This window comes from Rhodococcus sp. NPDC056743 (assembly GCF_042790355.1).
Taxonomy (GTDB): Bacteria; Actinomycetota; Actinomycetes; order Mycobacteriales; family Mycobacteriaceae; genus Rhodococcus_F.
On record NZ_JBHTZI010000004.1, the window covers coordinates 263,151 to 278,748 of the forward strand.

Annotated in this window: 13 protein-coding genes; 5 read left to right on the forward strand and 8 right to left on the reverse strand. The window is 61.0% G+C overall.

Translation table 11 applies throughout. The annotated features are described in order from the left end of the window. Window positions 1–416: 416 nt before the first annotated feature. Both ACFRFQ_RS11245 and ACFRFQ_RS11250 read right to left on the reverse strand, forming a co-directional pair. Entirely contained in the window at window positions 417–1,145 is a 729-nt protein-coding gene (locus ACFRFQ_RS11245) for an acetoacetate decarboxylase family protein (RefSeq protein WP_378656903.1), read from the reverse strand. Beyond that, the gene (locus ACFRFQ_RS11250) at window positions 1,142–1,987 is read right to left on the reverse strand and encodes an SDR family oxidoreductase (RefSeq protein ID WP_378657426.1); all 846 of its coding nucleotides are present in this window, start codon (window positions 1,985–1,987) and stop codon (window positions 1,142–1,144) included. The genes ACFRFQ_RS11245 and ACFRFQ_RS11250 overlap by 4 nt, the downstream gene beginning before the upstream one ends. Window positions 1,988–2,117: 130 nt before the next feature. Between ACFRFQ_RS11250 and ACFRFQ_RS11255 the strand changes: the two genes are divergently transcribed. Then, complete coding sequence (locus ACFRFQ_RS11255; RefSeq protein ID WP_378656905.1) at window positions 2,118–3,323, forward strand: cytochrome P450; 1,206 nt, start codon at window positions 2,118–2,120, stop codon at window positions 3,321–3,323. Here ACFRFQ_RS11255 and ACFRFQ_RS11260 read toward each other — a convergent pair. Continuing rightward, window positions 3,312–3,746: a cupin domain-containing protein gene (locus ACFRFQ_RS11260; RefSeq protein WP_378656908.1), complete on the reverse strand. Its 435-nt coding sequence runs from the start codon at window positions 3,744–3,746 to the stop codon at window positions 3,312–3,314. The two genes, ACFRFQ_RS11255 and ACFRFQ_RS11260, sit on opposite strands and share 12 nt — an antisense overlap. Window positions 3,747–3,890: 144 nt before the next feature. On the opposite strand from ACFRFQ_RS11260, the gene ACFRFQ_RS11265 reads away from it, so the two are divergent. Beyond that, complete coding sequence (locus ACFRFQ_RS11265) at window positions 3,891–6,290, forward strand: sulfatase-like hydrolase/transferase (RefSeq protein ID WP_378656911.1); 2,400 nt, start codon at window positions 3,891–3,893, stop codon at window positions 6,288–6,290. A 9-nt stretch (window positions 6,291–6,299) separates the two neighbouring features. On the opposite strand, the gene ACFRFQ_RS11270 is transcribed toward ACFRFQ_RS11265, so the two are convergent. Further along, window positions 6,300–7,241, reverse strand: coding sequence for an ABC transporter substrate-binding protein (locus tag ACFRFQ_RS11270; RefSeq protein WP_378656914.1), 942 nt, complete (start codon window positions 7,239–7,241; stop codon window positions 6,300–6,302). Window positions 7,242–7,461: 220 nt separating this feature from the next. On the opposite strand from ACFRFQ_RS11270, the gene ACFRFQ_RS11275 reads away from it, so the two are divergent. Then, on the forward strand, window positions 7,462–8,169 hold the full coding sequence (locus ACFRFQ_RS11275; RefSeq protein ID WP_378656917.1) for a siderophore-interacting protein: 708 nt from the start codon (window positions 7,462–7,464) through the stop codon (window positions 8,167–8,169). 52 nt (window positions 8,170–8,221) lie between these two features. Next, the gene (locus tag ACFRFQ_RS11280) at window positions 8,222–8,578 is read left to right on the forward strand and encodes a hypothetical protein (protein WP_378656919.1); all 357 of its coding nucleotides are present in this window, start codon (window positions 8,222–8,224) and stop codon (window positions 8,576–8,578) included. Between the two features lie 2 nt (window positions 8,579–8,580). Here the strand turns inward: ACFRFQ_RS11280 and ACFRFQ_RS11285 are convergent, their stop codons facing one another. The 4 genes from ACFRFQ_RS11285 to ACFRFQ_RS11300 form a co-directional block, all read right to left on the reverse strand. Further along, window positions 8,581–9,663: an ABC transporter substrate-binding protein gene (locus ACFRFQ_RS11285; RefSeq protein ID WP_378656922.1), complete on the reverse strand. Its 1,083-nt coding sequence runs from the start codon at window positions 9,661–9,663 to the stop codon at window positions 8,581–8,583. 78 nt (window positions 9,664–9,741) lie between these two features. Further along, window positions 9,742–10,539, reverse strand: coding sequence for an ABC transporter permease (locus tag ACFRFQ_RS11290; RefSeq protein ID WP_378656924.1), 798 nt, complete (start codon window positions 10,537–10,539; stop codon window positions 9,742–9,744). Beyond that, window positions 10,536–11,366 carry an ABC transporter permease gene (locus ACFRFQ_RS11295; protein WP_378656926.1) on the reverse strand — a complete coding sequence of 277 codons (831 nt, stop codon included), beginning with the start codon at window positions 11,364–11,366 and terminating at the stop codon, window positions 10,536–10,538. The genes ACFRFQ_RS11290 and ACFRFQ_RS11295 overlap by 4 nt, the downstream gene beginning before the upstream one ends. Then, a complete protein-coding gene (locus ACFRFQ_RS11300) occupies window positions 11,363–12,196 on the reverse strand; it encodes an ABC transporter ATP-binding protein (RefSeq protein ID WP_378656929.1) in 834 nt (277 codons plus the stop codon). Before ACFRFQ_RS11300 ends, ACFRFQ_RS11295 begins: the two co-directional genes overlap by 4 nt. Window positions 12,197–12,318: 122 nt before the next feature. Here ACFRFQ_RS11300 and recC point away from each other — a divergent pair, with 122 nt between their 5' ends. Continuing rightward, window positions 12,319–15,597 (forward strand): exodeoxyribonuclease V subunit gamma, encoded by a 3,279-nt coding sequence (gene recC, locus ACFRFQ_RS11305; RefSeq protein ID WP_378657429.1) that lies wholly within the window; start codon window positions 12,319–12,321, stop codon window positions 15,595–15,597. Window position 15,598: the final 1 nt, after the last annotated feature.

Sequence of the window (15,598 nt, forward strand, 5' to 3'; positions counted from 1 at the left end):
GTGGCAATTTTCGGAGGTTTACGACAACGGCACGCGTCAAACTGTTTGATTGGACCTTCTCAGTCGGCGCCGGCGGCCGTGGTGACGCTCGACGGCCCGAAAACAGGTACTCGAATGGGTCATTCGACCCGTGTGACGAATAGCGGCGGATGCCATGGTGGATCAACACCGAAACGGCCTCGTCCGAAGCCGTTTTCCAGCACCGAATTTTTCCAACACCGAAGTTTTCCAATACTGAAAGCATGCGACACGCCGTGCGCTCCTAGTGATCGATTGGCGCCCCCTTGTGAGGGATCTGTGTCGCTCCCTCAGGGTCGCAGTCTCTGCGCCCGGGGATGAGCCCTCCTGCGGAGCCTCGGCAACATGGCACCGCAGGAGGGCATTCAAAACATGTTCGCTCGATGGGGCGGACGCCGTCAGATCGCGGTCGACTCCCCGAACGTCATGGCGAGGTTGGCGATAGTGGTGGTCATCAAGGCCCGTTTCGGCAGGCCGAGGCGTCGTAGTTCGGCTGCCATCGGGTGGGTGCCGAGCTGGAGTTCCGCACCACCCGGGCGAGATTTGACGCCGGTGGGTGCCATCTCCCACGACGTGCAGCGGGTAACGCCGTCGAGATGCGAGTAGGCGGCAAGTGACATGTTCGCGCCCGAGCCGGGAACGCTCACTCCTGATTTGACGCTCAACTGCGCGATGAGTTTGCCGTCGTGAGATACCGAACCGCGCTTGACGGATCCGACGTGTTCGGTGTCGAACTCCGCCAGCACCTTCGGGAATCCCCAGATCTCACGGCCGGCGGCCTTGGTGAACTCGCCGTCTACGGGCAGTTGATGGATGAGTGCTCCCGCTGTACCCGATGTGAGCGCACGAAGATCTCCCAGCACCGAAATCTCCGATGGAGCGGTATGACTTCGCACCATGTAGGTCACACCGAATTCGTTGTACGGTCCCAGATCTCCGTCGACGTAGTCGACGAATACCAGCCCGCACAGTGCGCGTCCCGGACGGAATTGCAGAACGGTCAGGCCGGTGTGGTTGATGATCGACTGGGCAGTGACGCTGGGAACGGAGAACATGGCCATGAATGCGGAAGCGGTACGAACTTCGACGGGCATCTCGACGGTCTTGCCCAGGATGGTGTAGCTCATGCGACCACTCCACGGAGACCGTCGGCGCCGTACACGGATTCGAGCATCGAGCGGAAATCCGGTCCGCGCCGGAGCATTTGGCCACCGTCGACGTTGATGATCTGCCCGGTGATCCATGTCGAGTCGGGCCCGAGGAGGAACGTCGCAAGTGATGCGATGTCGTCCACTTCGCCGACGCGGGCGAGGGGAGTGTTGGCCATGTAGTCGTCGAGAATCGGCCCACCGTCGGTGATGAGCGCGACCAGATCGGTCCGAGTGAGGCCGGGGCGAATCGCATTGACCCGAATATTGCTGGCACCCAGTTCATCTGCCGCCAGTTGCACGAGATGATCGACGCCGGATTTCGACACGCCGTATGCTCCGAACCATCGATGTGTGTTGCTGCTCGCGATCGACGAGATCGCCACGATGGAACCACCGCCTCCGGAAACGAGGGCGCGTGCGCCGTGCTTGATCGTCAGCATCGTGCCGGTGACGTTGAGATCGACCGTACGGCGCCAGGCGTCGACATCGAGTTGGGTCACCGGGGCGATGGTTTCGTTGCCACCGGCGCAGGCGACAACGCCGTCGAGTGTTCCCGTGGCTTCGACTGCTGATGCGACCGCAGAGACAACTTCGGCTTCGACGGTTATGTCGGTGGGTACGGCAATGACGGAACCTGATCCGTTCCTGGCACGAATCGACTGGGCCGCAGCATCGAGTTTGTCCTTGTTGCGTCCGCAGATCGTGACGTGGGCACCGGCGCCGGCGAGCGCACCGGCGATGCCGAACCCGATGCCGCTTCCGCCGCCGGTAACCAGTACCGATCTGCCTGCAAAGGCGGTGTTGTCGCCCATGTCCATCTCCCGGTTGTCGTGTGCGCGGTGATCCACGGTTCGAGGTGTGCCGCCGAACTTCGGCAATACCGCCCCGAGCTCTATAGGAACAGGTTCTACTTGTTGAGGCAAGGGTTTCTCGAGAGAGGACGGCGAGATGGTGGACCGACCGAGCTTCGACCTGATCGACGGGCGCTTCTATTCCGGTGACCTCGGCGATGTACGCGACGCTTACGCGTGGATGCGTGAGCACGAACCCGTATATCGAGACAGTGCGAACGGCATTCCTGCGGCTGCGAGTTACGCCGCCGTCATCGCGGCAGAGCGAGACCCGGAGTTGTTCTCCAATGCCGGTGGCATCAGACCGGAAACCGGACCGCTTCCGCAGATGATCGACATGGATGATCCGGAGCACCTCACGCGTCGACGCCTGGTCAATGCCGGTTTCACTCGCAGGAAGGTCGAAGCGAAACGCGATCGGATTCGGCAGATATGTGACCAGTTGATCGATGCTGTGTGTGAGAGCGGGGAAGCGGACTTCGTGGCCGATCTTGCAGCGCCTCTGCCGATGGCGGTCATCGGCGACATGCTTGGGGTGCGTCCGGAGGAACGTGAGGTATTCCTGCGGTGGTCGGACGATTTGGTGACAGCCCTGGGTAGCAACGCTTCCCCGGAACAACTCGAGGCGATGATGGCGGCATACGTCGATTTCACCGAGTACATGACCCGGACGATCCGGGAGCGTCGGATGGCCTCGGCGGACGACTTGATCAGCACGTTGATCCACAGCGAGGTCGACGGGGAGGCGCTGTCGGATCAGGAAATTGTCAACGAATCGTTGTTGATTCTGATCGGTGGCGACGAAACGACGCGTCATGTTCTCAGCGGAGGGATGGAACAACTACTACGCCACCCCGATCAGTACCGAATGCTGGCCGACGACCAGGACACGATTCCGTTGGCGATGGAAGAGATGCTGCGATGGTCGTCGCCGATCAAGAACATGGCGCGCACACTTACCCGCGACACGGATTTCTTCGGCGCGCATCTGAAAGCGGGAGAGAAGATGCTGCTGCTCTTCGAGTCTGCGAACTTCGACGACGCCGTGTTCGTGGACGCGGCACAGTTCGATATCGGCCGGACACCGAACCCTCACGTCGCGTTCGGGTTCGGCACGCATTTCTGTTTGGGTAATCAGTTGGCGAGGCTGGAGGGAACGATCATGTTCGAGCAGCTTTTCCAGCGCTTGCCGGGGATGGAACTGGCGACGGGCGCGCCACTGCCGCGTCGCGCCGCAAACTTCGTGTCCGGAATCGAATCGATGCCGATACGATTCCCCGTCGCCGCTCCGCTACCCGGGTAACTGGCAGTTGGGTGCCGCAGCATCCTCGGATAACGGACTGCCCGTGGGATTGACGTAGACAACGAGGAGGACAAGGGGAGTGGTCTGCGAATTGTTGCCGATGTGAACGTGATCGGATCCGCTCGGTTCGATAAGGGTGTTGCCGGTCTGATAGATGCCGTCGACCGAGCAATCGGATCGGTAATGGCTCAAGGTACCCGCAGCAACGGCGGCGTAGAGAACGCCGTCATGGAAATGCCAACCGGTGGATCCACCGGGGTCGACGGTGATCTGGCGCAAGACGTAGTCCTTGTCACCGAACGTCACCTGCCCGAGGATTTCGCCGTGCACTCCGGTGCTCGGGGTGGCAGACGCCGCGATCGGTGTCAGCGACAACCCGATCGCGGCAGACAAGGCAAGCAGAATCTGGTGACGTTTACGCATGACGAGCCTCTCGGACGGATGTGCTGGTCAGTTTCCTCCTTTGCGCCTGAATTATCCGAGTTTCCGCAGACTGTTCATCTCCGTCAGGCCGCTGACTTTCTCTTCACCCGTTACGGATGACGAATCGCCCGAGTTGATGCTGCGATGCTGGAAGGAGGGGGTAGGGAGGGAGAAACAGTGACGGATCCGACGAGTCGACGACGCGAGGTGCTGCCGGTCCCGGATCGCCAACATCTGGGCCTGGTGACGTACGACGCCAAAGATCCGGATACGACCTTCCCTCCCATCACGCCGCGATTGCCGCCCGATGGCGCCCCGAACGTACTGGTGATCCTGCTCGACGACGTGGGTTTCGGTGCAAGTAGTGCTTTTGGTGGACCGGCAGACACGCCGACTGCTGAGCGTTTGCAGCGTGGTGGTCTGACGTACAACCGTTTCCACACCACGGCACTGTGCGCACCGACGCGCGCTGCTCTGCTGAGCGGCCGCAACCATCACTCGGTCGGGATGGGTTCGATCACGGAGACTGCGACGTCGGCCCCTGGGCTCTCGGGGATGCGCCCCAATACCAAAGCTGCGCTGCCGATGACGTTGAAACTCAACGGATACTCGACGGCACAGTTCGGCAAGTGTCATGAAGTGCCGCCCTGGCAAACGTCTCCAGTCGGGCCGTTCACCGCGTGGCCCACGGGTGAGGGTGGATTCGAGCACTTCTACGGTTTCATCGGAGGGGAGAACAATCAGTACTATCCGGCGCTGTACGAGGGAGTGTCTCCCGTGGAACCGGAGAAGACGCCGGAGGAGGGGTATCACCTCACCGAAGACCTCGCGGATCATGCGATCGACTGGGTGCGGACACAGAAATCACTGGCACCGGACAAGCCTTTCTTCATGTACTTCGCTCCGGGTGCAACCCATGCGCCGCATCATGTTCCACAAGAGTGGGCAGACAAGTACATCGGTCGATTCGCCAGTGGCTGGGATGCGCAACGAGAGTCGATTCTCGCGAGGCAGAAGGAACTGGGTGTTGTTCCGGCCGATGCGGTGTTGACCGCCCGACCCGACATGATCCCGTCCTGGGACGAGATGAGTGACGAGCTGAAACCTGTACTCGAGCGCCAGATGGAGGTCTACGCAGGCTTTCTCGAACATACCGACTACCACATCGGTCGTGTTGTCGATGCGATCGAGGAGATCGGAGCACTCGAAAACACGTTGGTGTACTACATCATCGGTGACAACGGAGCGTCTGCAGAAGGGACGATCAACGGGGCATTCAACGAGATGGCCAACTTCAACGGGCTCGCGGCAATCGAGACCGAAGAATTCATGGTGCACATCAAAGATCAACTCGGTACGAAGGATTCGTACAACCATTACTCGGTCGGTTGGGCCTGGGCAACGTGCTCGCCGTTCCAATGGACCAAGCAGGTTGCTTCCCATTGGGGTGGAACACGCAACGGAACGATCGTGCACTGGCCGGACGGCATCAGGAGCAAAGGTGAGACGCGCTCACAGTTCACGCACGTCATCGACGTAGCGCCGACGGTACTCGAGGCCGCGCGGTTACCGGAGCCCACATTCGTGAACGGAGTGCAGCAATCGCCCGTCGAGGGAACGAGCATGATGTACACCTTCGAAGATGCGTCGGCGCCCGAACGGCACGATCTGCAGTATTTCGAGATGCTCGGAAACCGCGGAATCTATTACAAGGGGTGGAGTGCCGTCACCCGGCACAGCACTCCGTGGATATTCAACGAAACGCTTCCCGCCCTCGACGATGACGTCTGGGAGCTGTACGACGGGACGAAGGATTGGACGCAGGCACACGACTTGGCCAAGGAGATGCCGGATCGCCTTGCGTCACTGCAACGGCTGTGGCTGATCGAGGCGGTGAAGTACAACGTGCTTCCCATCGACGATCGCAGAGCCGAGAGATTCAGTGCGAAGCTCGCCGGTCGTCCACAATTGGTGTCGGGGAACAGGCAGGTGCTCTTCCCCGGGATGAAACGCCTCAGCGAGCACAGTGTTCTGAACGTCAAGAACAGGTCGTTCAGTGTGACTGCTGCCGTCGATATCCCGGCCGGCGTGTCGGCACACGGCGTAGTGATCGCTCAGGGCGGTCGATTCGGCGGCTGGACGCTCTACGTGAAGGACGGCCGCCTGCGGTTCGTGTACAACCTCCTCGGTATGACGGAGTTCGCCACCGAATCCGCTGTAGACCTCCCGCCGGGTAAGCATCAGATTCGGGTCGAATTCGCTTACGACGGGGGAGGTCTCGCCCGCGGCGGTGATGTGACGCTCTTTCACGACGGGATCCCGGTGGGTACCGGTCGGGTCGAGCAGACACAACCCCTGATCTTCTCGGCTGAGGAGACTACCGACATCGGTGACGACTACGGGATGCCGGTCAGCGCGGATTACGGCGCGACCAGCAAATTCAACGGCCGTATCGACGTCGTGCAGATCGAAATCGGGGACGACGATCATACTCATCTCATCGATCCGGAAGAGGTAGCGCGGGTTGCGATCTCGCGGCAGTGAGAAAAACGGTCAGGTGAGGGCTTCGGTGACCTGATCGAGGATGATGTTTGCGCCGACGACACCGATGCCGACCATCCAGGTTTCGTCTTCGACCTCGAATGTCTTGCCGCTCTGGACAGCAGTTTGCGAGCTCCAGAGCCCGGTCACGGTATTCATTGTGGTTGCGTTCGGATCGCCGCCGGGGTTCGTGTAGAAAACGATCTCGCCGTCGATCTGCCCGTAGTGTTCGGGGCTGAGTTCGAGCATGGAGTATTCGTTCCAGCCGCGCTCGCCAAGGTTGAAACCGACCTGGGTCAGAATTGAACCCGAGAAAGTATTCGGGCCGTACAGACGGAAATTGGTCGGCCGGAATCGCACCATGGATACGGTTTTTCCTTGCGCACCCACGTCCTTGCCAACCGAGACGGCACGCGCGGAAAGCCCCGACAGGAGTTCATCCATCTCGTCGCTCTTGTTCACAGCGTCGGCCGTGATCTGCGCTTGCTCTTGCCAATCGGTACCGGAGTTCACCGAGAAGACGGTGGGTGCGATGGCCGAAAGCTGGTCGTACATCTTCTCGTGGCGAACCTTCGAACCGATGATGAGATCGGGCGCGAGAGCCACGATGGCCTCGATGTCGGGTTCGGCCGTGGCGCCGACGCTCTTCGTGCCGCCGAGGCTGTCGGAGAGATAGGTCGGGAAGCCTGATCCTGCAGCGGATTCCGTGGCACCGACGGGTGTGATGCCGAGGGCGACGAGTGCGTCGAGGTGCGGTGAATCGATGACAACGACGCGCTCGGGTGTGCCAGGGAGAGTCGTTTCGCCCATAGCCTGCTGAACGGTGTAAGCCTCGTCGGCTCGGGCGGCGTCATCGGAGGATGCCGTGCCCCCACAGGCGGTCAGGAAAAGTGCTGAAACTGTGACGGCAACACCGAGAACGACGTGGGCCGAGCGTCTGTTGAATCTGGACATGACGTCACATTAAACACTGTAATTAGGTTAGGCAAATCTAATCATCAGCATTATTGTGGGGGTGTGCCCGGCAAAGCCGCTAGTCTTCGTCAACCGTGGTGCCCGCGATATCTTTCCGGTGAAAATCGCTGTGGCTGAGCGCGACCGTCGAGCGATCTCTCGATTCCGTTCCGAGACAAGGTATCCGACGTCGGTTCGAATGTTGCAGGTCAGGCAGTCTGTGCTCATCGCGCCGCGGCTTGTGCGCCTTGTTCTTTCGGGTGCGCAACTCGATGTATTCGACGACGACGCCGGTCGGCATCCAGCGGTCGCTAGCACCGGGTTTGACGACGTTGTGCTCCTCTTCTTCCCACAACCGGGAAGCGAGCGAATTGCGCTGCCGAAGGTATCGGCGGACGGCGGCTTTGAGCGCCCACTCGATACTGACGTGATCTTTCGCGAGTACACCGTGCGGCGTCTGGACGCGACCGGACTTGTTGTCGACATAGTTCTTCATGATGTGGGCGTCGCGAGTGACTGGGCGCGCCGCGCGGAATCAGGTATGTTCGTCGGCGCCGTGGGACCGAGGGTAAGTCGCGCGCTGCCCTGCACGCCAAAGATTCTCGCGATCGGCGACAGCGCAGCACTCCCGGCACTGTCCAGGTTGGGTGAGTCCCTTCCTCGTGACGCTGAGGGAGATATCGTCTTGATCGACGGTGGGCCGGGCCTCGAGATTCCTCTCGCTGCTCCAACGCGGGTGAACGTGGTTCGAGTACGCGAGGCCGTCGACGCACGTCGGGTGCTGCCCGGTCTAGACATTGATGCAAATCGCACCTATGCGTGGCTCGCCGGCGAGTCCGGACTTGTGACGTCGCTCCGCTCGTATCTCCGAAACGAGTGTGGCTTCGCCAGGGATCGCATCCAATTCACCGGGTACTGGCGGACTTGATGACTGTGAGACGATATGACTCACGTGGGTTGGATGTCAGTAAGATCGCTCCATGCACCAAGTTGCGAGTCGACGCCGAAGTCAGCCGCCGCCCGCGCGGTTCTTGTTCGAAGCTCTGATCGATCCGCATCGGGAGCCGATCAGGCATTGGCTCGATCTGCGAGACAACGAGATTGAACCAACGATCATCGAGTCCGTTGAACCGGAGTTGGTGATCTGGTCCTCGATCTGGCCGGACCGCCCCGATGCGATTATTCGTTTCGACATCGAGGCGGTCGGCTACGAGACGACACTGTGTTGGACGTTGTTCGTAGATGATCCGGTGCCGACGGAGTCCGATGTGGTCCGCATGCGCAAACGAATCAACACGCTGATCAATGCCAACCTTCGGTTCACGTTCGGTCAGTAGCGTCAGATGAGATCCGGGTTCTCGGCGTACACCTCCTCGAGGATCGACAGGTCGAACAGTTGATCTGCTGAAATCTCCAGTCCTGCTTTTGCCAATGCTGCGATGTTCTGCTCGATCAATGCCGGGGTCATGGTGAACAATCCGTTTGCCTTGGTGTCGGCCGACACCACGAGGTCGTTCTGGGCGGTCGCTTCCTTGGTCTGCTCTTCGAGTTCCAGGTTCTGGTCCTTGCCGTACACCTCGACTGCGAGTCGGGCGGATTCCGCGGGATCGGCGACGGCGTCACGCCAGCCCTGAATTTCAGCCTTCAGGAAGGCCTTGAGCTTGTCTCGTTCGTTGTCGATGGTCGATTGAAGGACGGTGAACGATTCGGCTACCAGTGGCAGGTTGTAGTCCGCGAACAGGAAGTGGGCGTTGGGGAAACCTTTGGCGGCCAGAGTGATCGGCTCGTTGGTGACGTAGGAGACCCAACCGTCGACCTCGCCGTTGGCCAGTGGGCTGGGGTCGAATTGAGCGGGCACGATGCTCATCTGACTTTCGGTCAGCCCGTTCGCGGCCAGGAGAGCGCCGAAGACCAGCTGATTGGAATCCTGGACACCGATCTTCTTGCCGATCATGTCCTGTGGCGAATTAATGGGTGCTGCAGCGGAACTGACTATCGCAAACGGGTTCTTCTGGAAGGTTGCGCCGACGATCTTGGCCTCGAGTCCGTCGAGAACGGCGGGAGCGGTGAGCTGCGGGGCCGACATGCCGATCCACACCTTGCCGGTGTCCAACCCGGCTTCGACGCCGGTGCCGGCGGCGCCGCCTGCAACCAGTTCGACGTTCCCGAATCCGGCGTCCTTGTAGTAGCCCTTGTCGAGGGCGAAGTATTCGCCGGCGAACTCGATGTTCTTGATCCAGGACAATTGCACTGCAACAGTTCCGAATTCGGATCCGTCATCGGAGGTGCCACCGCTCGATGCTGTGGAATCGCTGCTGCAGGCGAGCAATGACGCGCTGCCTGCCACAGCGATGCCGGTCAGTGCGGAGTAACGGAAGAAAGCTCGGCGGTCCACCTGGCGGACGGGCTTGAAAGGCATCATGAACCGGAACACTAGGGGCTGTCGATTTCATCGAGTTTGCTTGGCGGACACTATTTGTTGAGGTTGTGTTAACAGTTCTCACGCTTTGCCGGCGGAAGGACCGAAATGGGACAAAGCGAAGTTCTCGAAGATCCCGACCACGGCGTAGAGGATAATCGACACGACTGTGATCACCACGATGGATGCCCACAACTCGTTGTACTGATAGCGGGGAATCGCCTTGATCATGCTCGATCCCAGACCTTGACCGCTACCGAGCCATTCGCCGATCAGTGCTCCGATCAGTGCTCCCGGGACGGAGACACGCGCTGCGGCAAACACTGCGGGAAGGGCCGAGGGGACAGACACCATTCGCAATGCAGTCCAACGACTCCCGCCGTAGGCGGTAATGAGGTCCCGGGCTTGGGTCGGTGCTGCCCGCAAACCGACCATGATCATGACCAGCGCGGGGAAGAACACGACGATGGCGACCATGACTGTGACGCCGACGATTCCGCGTCCGAAGATCAACACGATGATCGGGGTCATTGCGACGAGTGGCACGGACCGCAGCAGCATCGCGACCGGCATGAACGTCTGTTCCACGGTGCGCGAGACGACAAATATCGACGCTACGACAAGTGCAGCCGTCATTCCGACGGCAAAGCCGACACCCGCATCGCGCAAGGTGATGAGCAGGTTGTCGAGGATTCCGGACCGCGCGTCGGCGGATTTCGGTCCGGTGAACAGATACTCCCACACATCGGCGGGCGTTTTCCCCACGCGTGGGCCGACTTGGGGAAAGGCGTTGAGAAAGACGACCCAGATGACGAGCAACAGTGCGGATGCAATGGCGATCGGAGCGAGGAATCTGAATGTTCCTCGTACCGCGGTCATTTCTGGGCTCCGGGAGCCGAGGTCCACGGTGTCACGATCTTCGCGACCGCGGCAACGAGGGCGTATCCCAACCCGGCGAGCAGAGCCGCGGCGATTGCCATTCCCCACGTCCGGGGGACGTTGTACGACGATTGCGCCGCCGTCAGGGCAACTCCGATTCCGCTGTCCACTCCGCCGAGGTATTCACCGAGGATGGCGCCGAGAACAGCCGACGGTGCCGCAATCTTGAGAGCGGCAAAAGTGCTCGGAAGTGCGCTCACCAGTTGTACTTTGGTGAACTTCTGCCAGCGCCCACCGCCGTAGGCGGCAACCAGGTCGAGGCTCGCTTTGTCGGCGGATCGCAGGCCGGCGAGAGTTCCGACCATGGTGGTGAAGAAGCAGTACATCGCAGCAAGGAAGATGGTCGGGGTCCGTCCTCCGAAGACCACCAGGATGATCGGGCCGAGTGCGAGCAGTGGTGTGCAGTAGCTGAGGATCGCAAGTTGAGTGGCGAGACCCTCGATCGGTGGGATGAGAACAACCAGGACTGCCAGGGCGATTGCCAGCAAGTTTCCCCACAGGAAGCCCTGCAAGGCACCGGAAGCGGTGACAGTGAAGTTGGGGCCGTAGAGCGCCCAACCGTCGTCGAACATCGTCGAGATCACTACCCACGGTGTGGGGATCGTCCCTCCAGCGACTCCGGCGGCTGCAAGAATCCACCAAATTGCTGTCAGCCCACAGATTCCGATTGCGCCGCCAAGCCAGGTGGGGCGTTTGAGCACCCGCCGCCTCGTCGGAATGGGTTCTGCTGCTGCGGTGGCAACATTTTCGATATCGGTAATTGTCATGCAACGCCTGCTTTTCCGAACAGGAGACCCGACAGGTAGTCGTGGATCGCGTGGAATTCGGGCGTGCGCATCATCTCGGGTGTGCGTGGCCGCGGGAGATCGATGGGAACAACTTCCAGGACGCGTCCGGGTCGCGGGCTCATGACTGCAACAACATCCGACAGGAACACCGCCTCCGAGATGCCGTGAGTGACCATCAACGTCGTAGCCGGTTTCTCGGTCCAGATTCGAAGTAGTTCCATGTTGAGACGTTGGCGGGTCATGTCGTCGAGGGCGCCGAACGGCTCGTCGAGGAGAAGGACACTCGGCTTGACCACAAGCGACCGCGCGATCGAGACACGCTGACGCATGCCACCCGAGAGTTGGGCAGGTTTTGCCTTCTCGAATCCTTCGAGCCCGACAAGAGCGATCAGGTCGGCTATGAAATCCGGATCCGGATCGATCCCGGCGACCTGGAGTGGGAGCTTGATGTTGGAGGTCACTGTCCGCCAGGGAAGGAGAGCGGAATCTTGAAAGGCGATTCCGAGTTCCCGGCGTTTTGTCAGCTCGGCTGGTGTTTGCCCGTTGACCAGCGTAGTACCTGCGCTCGGAGTGTCGAGTCCGGCGAGAATGCGCAGAACTGTGGATTTGCCGCAGCCGGACGGCCCGAGCAGGGACAAGAAGGTACCCTCGCTCGTCTGCAATGAGACGTCGGTCAACGCGGTCACCGACCGCCGTCCCATCGTGAAGGTCTTACCGAGGCCCGATATATCGAGACCTGTTCCAAGAGGACGAGGTGTGGTGATGGGACTGGTCATTTCCGCACAGTACGAAGGTTCGATTGCAGACATGTTGCCTGCTCGTCACTGCTGTGTGAGGGGGTTTCGGTTGCAGGTGCGAGTTCGTGTCGCACTCGCGTGGTGAGATGGACGTATCCGGGTTCAGGACATCGCGGGTTCGAGAGGGGCGAGGATTGCTGAAGTTGTATCGTGCCGAGCGTGCCGACACGCTGGTCTCGGCCCTGTCCACCCTCCTCCGTTCGCCGTTGTCGGATCCGTTTGCCCGTGAGATAGTCGCCGTTCCCGCAAAAGGCGTGGAGCGTTGGCTCAACCAGCAGCTTTCGTCCCGATTGGGCACTGCGACGGAGTCCTCGCAGGACGGCATCGCCGCCAACATCAGTTTCCCATCGCCGATTCGACTGGTCGACGACGTCCTCGCCGTGGTCAGCGGCGTCGGCGCGGACAATGATCCATGGGCGCCGACGCGCTTGGTGTGGACGGTTCTGGGTGCCATCGACGATTCCATCGATGAGCCATGGTGCGGCGTGCTTGCCAAGCATCATCGTGGGCTCGGGGTGGGGCGGCGCTTTGCGTCGGCATCGCATATTACCGATCTGTTCTCCAGCTACGCGGCGCAGCGTCCCCAGATGCTGATCGAGTGGGCTGCCGGTCGGTTCACCGACGGCCACGGACTACCGCTTGCCGAGGACTTCGAGTGGCAGGCCAAGTTGTGGACGGTAGTCGCGGAGAGAATCGACGTGCCTGGTCCGGCAACGCGGCTCATGTCGGTGTGCAGCCGACTGAAGGATGATGCCACTGTTATTGCTCTACCGGAACGAATTTCGGTGTTCGGTCCCACCCGACTGCCGGTTGATCAGCGAATGATTCTCGATGCGGTGGCGACCCGTCGCGACGTCCACGTCTGGCTGCCACATCCAAGCCCGGCGCTGTGGGAGGAGATGAACACCCAGTTGTCGTCTGGGGTGATCGCCACTCGCCGTTCGGATGACAACTCTGCGTTGATCTCGCCGAACCCGCTGTTGTCCAGCCTTGCCCGTGATGTTCGCGAAATGCAATCGAGTCTGGCAAGCATCGATCTCGTCTCGGACTATCTGCCGGCCAAGTCAGAGACACAGACACTTTTGGCGGCACTACAGGCCGATATCGTGGCCGATCGTGCCCCGTCAGGTGGAGTGAAACCCGATGGGAGCGTTCAGGTCCACGCGTGTCACGGCGCGGCGCGGCAGGTTGAGGTACTGCGCGAGTGCCTGTTGCGGTTGTTCGAGGACGACCCGACGCTCGAACCCCGTGATGTTCTGGTGATGTGCCCCGATGTCGAAACATATGCGCCGTTGGTGCGCGGAGCGTTCGGTCAGGGTATTCAGGGACACCCCGGTCATCGTCTTCGCGTCCGCCTCGCTGATCGTGGTCTGCGCCAGACCAATCCGATGTTGGCCGTGCTGGGCACTTTGCTCGAACTGGCAGACGGACGTGCCACGGCCAGCCAGGTTCTCGATCTCGCCACCGGTGTTCCGGTACGTACCCGATTCGCGTTCTCCGACGACGAGTTGGAGCGTCTGCGAGAGTGGGCCGGTGCTGCCGGGGCGCGATGGGGAATCGACATCAGGCAGCGGGCAACGTTCGGTCTGGCCGGTTTCAAGCAGAACACCTTCAACACCGCCGTCGACCGCATTCTGCTGGGCGCCAGTGCAGACGAGTCGGAAAACGCGTGGCTGGACCTCGCATTGCCCCTCGACGATGTCGAAAGCACAGACATCGACCTCAGTGGCCGCTTTGCCGAGTACATCGACAGGCTCGCGGTTTCGCTGCGTGATCTGGCGGGACCCCATTCACCGTCGGAGTGGCTTCGGGTGTTGCTCCGAGCGTTGGACCTTCTCACGGATGCGGCGCCGGACGACGCTTGGCAGGGTGCGTCGGCGCAACGGATTCTTGCGAGCGCGGTGGAGTTCGGTTCCGACACCACACTTCAACTCTCCGACATCCGTGCACTCCTCTCGAAGAGCCTTGCTGGACGGCCCACTCGCGCCAATTTCCGAACGGGCGAATTGACAGTCTGCACCATGGTGCCGATGCGATCGGTCCCGCACCGGGTTGTTGTGCTGCTCGGACTCGACGACGAGGTGTTTCCGCGCTCCGGCGGCGTCGACGGAGACGATATTTTGGCTCGCGATCCTGTTGTCGGGGAACGGGATCTGCGTAGCGAAGACAGGCAACTGCTGCTCGAGGCCGTGATGTCGGCCGGTGAACACCTTCTGCTCCTCTACACCGGTGCAGATCCCGTGACCGGCGCAATCCGCCCACCTGCGATTCCGCTCAGCGGGTTACTCGATGTTCTGAAGTCGGCTGTGGGGTCGAATGCCTTGGATCGGGTTGTGACCCGGCATCCGTTGCAGTCATTCGACAAGCGGAACTTCGAGGTGGACAAACCGTTCAGCTTCGACGTCGCAGCGCTGGCAGGCGCCCGTGCCATCACCGCGGTGCCGGTCCCGCCGCCGTCGATCCGCTCGGTCTTGCTGCCGTCCGTGCCGCCAGGAGACGTCAACCTTGCGGACCTGGCATCGTTCCTCACTCACCCGGCCCGCGGATTCCTGCGTCAGCGACTCGGTGTGCGGGTGCCGGAACTCGGTGACGACATTGCCGATTCACTCGACGCGGAACTCGACGGGCTCGCGACCTGGGAGTTGGGAGATCGAATGCTCCTCTCTCGCTTGACCGGACGCAGTTCCGCAGACTTCCGGGCCGCCGAATGGCGGCGAGGTACGTTACCGCCCTACAAACTGGGCAGTGCCGTGTTGGGCAACATCGAGTGGGTGGTGGACCAGTTGGCGGCACTCGCATTGCCACACATGGCCGGAGATGCTGCCTCCGTCGACGTTGCAGTTGATCTTGGCGGGGGTAGACGCCTGAGCGGGACCGTGACCGGAGTGTACGGAAATTCGATTGTGCGGGCGCAGTATTCGTCGTTGGCCCCCAAACATCGCGTGAACGCGTGGGTCAATTTGTTGGCACTCGCCGCGGCCGGCGATCATGGTCTGGTCAATGCGATCACGGTAGGACGGGGTGGGAATCAACGCGCGGCAACACGTTCCGTCCTGGCCGCTCCGGAGAACCCGCTCGAAATTCTGCTTCAACTGGTCGATCTACTCGATCGTGGTTTGCGCGGTCCGATTCCGATGTGGGTCAATACCACCGCCGAATACGCGAAGCGGCGGTTTGCCGGACAATCGATCGACAACGCCATGAGCAGCGCCGAGGTCACGTGGGGGCGGCAATTCAGTGACGGCGACGATCCGAGCAATGTCTACGTCTTCGGTGAATCCAGTTCCTTTGCCGACCTCGCCGCTACGGCGCCACTCGATGACGAATGTGTCTGGGCCGAGGAGCCGACGCGGTTCGGTGTCCTGGCCAACCGGTTGTGGTTGCCCGTGTTGCTCAACGAAAGTGCGGAGTAGT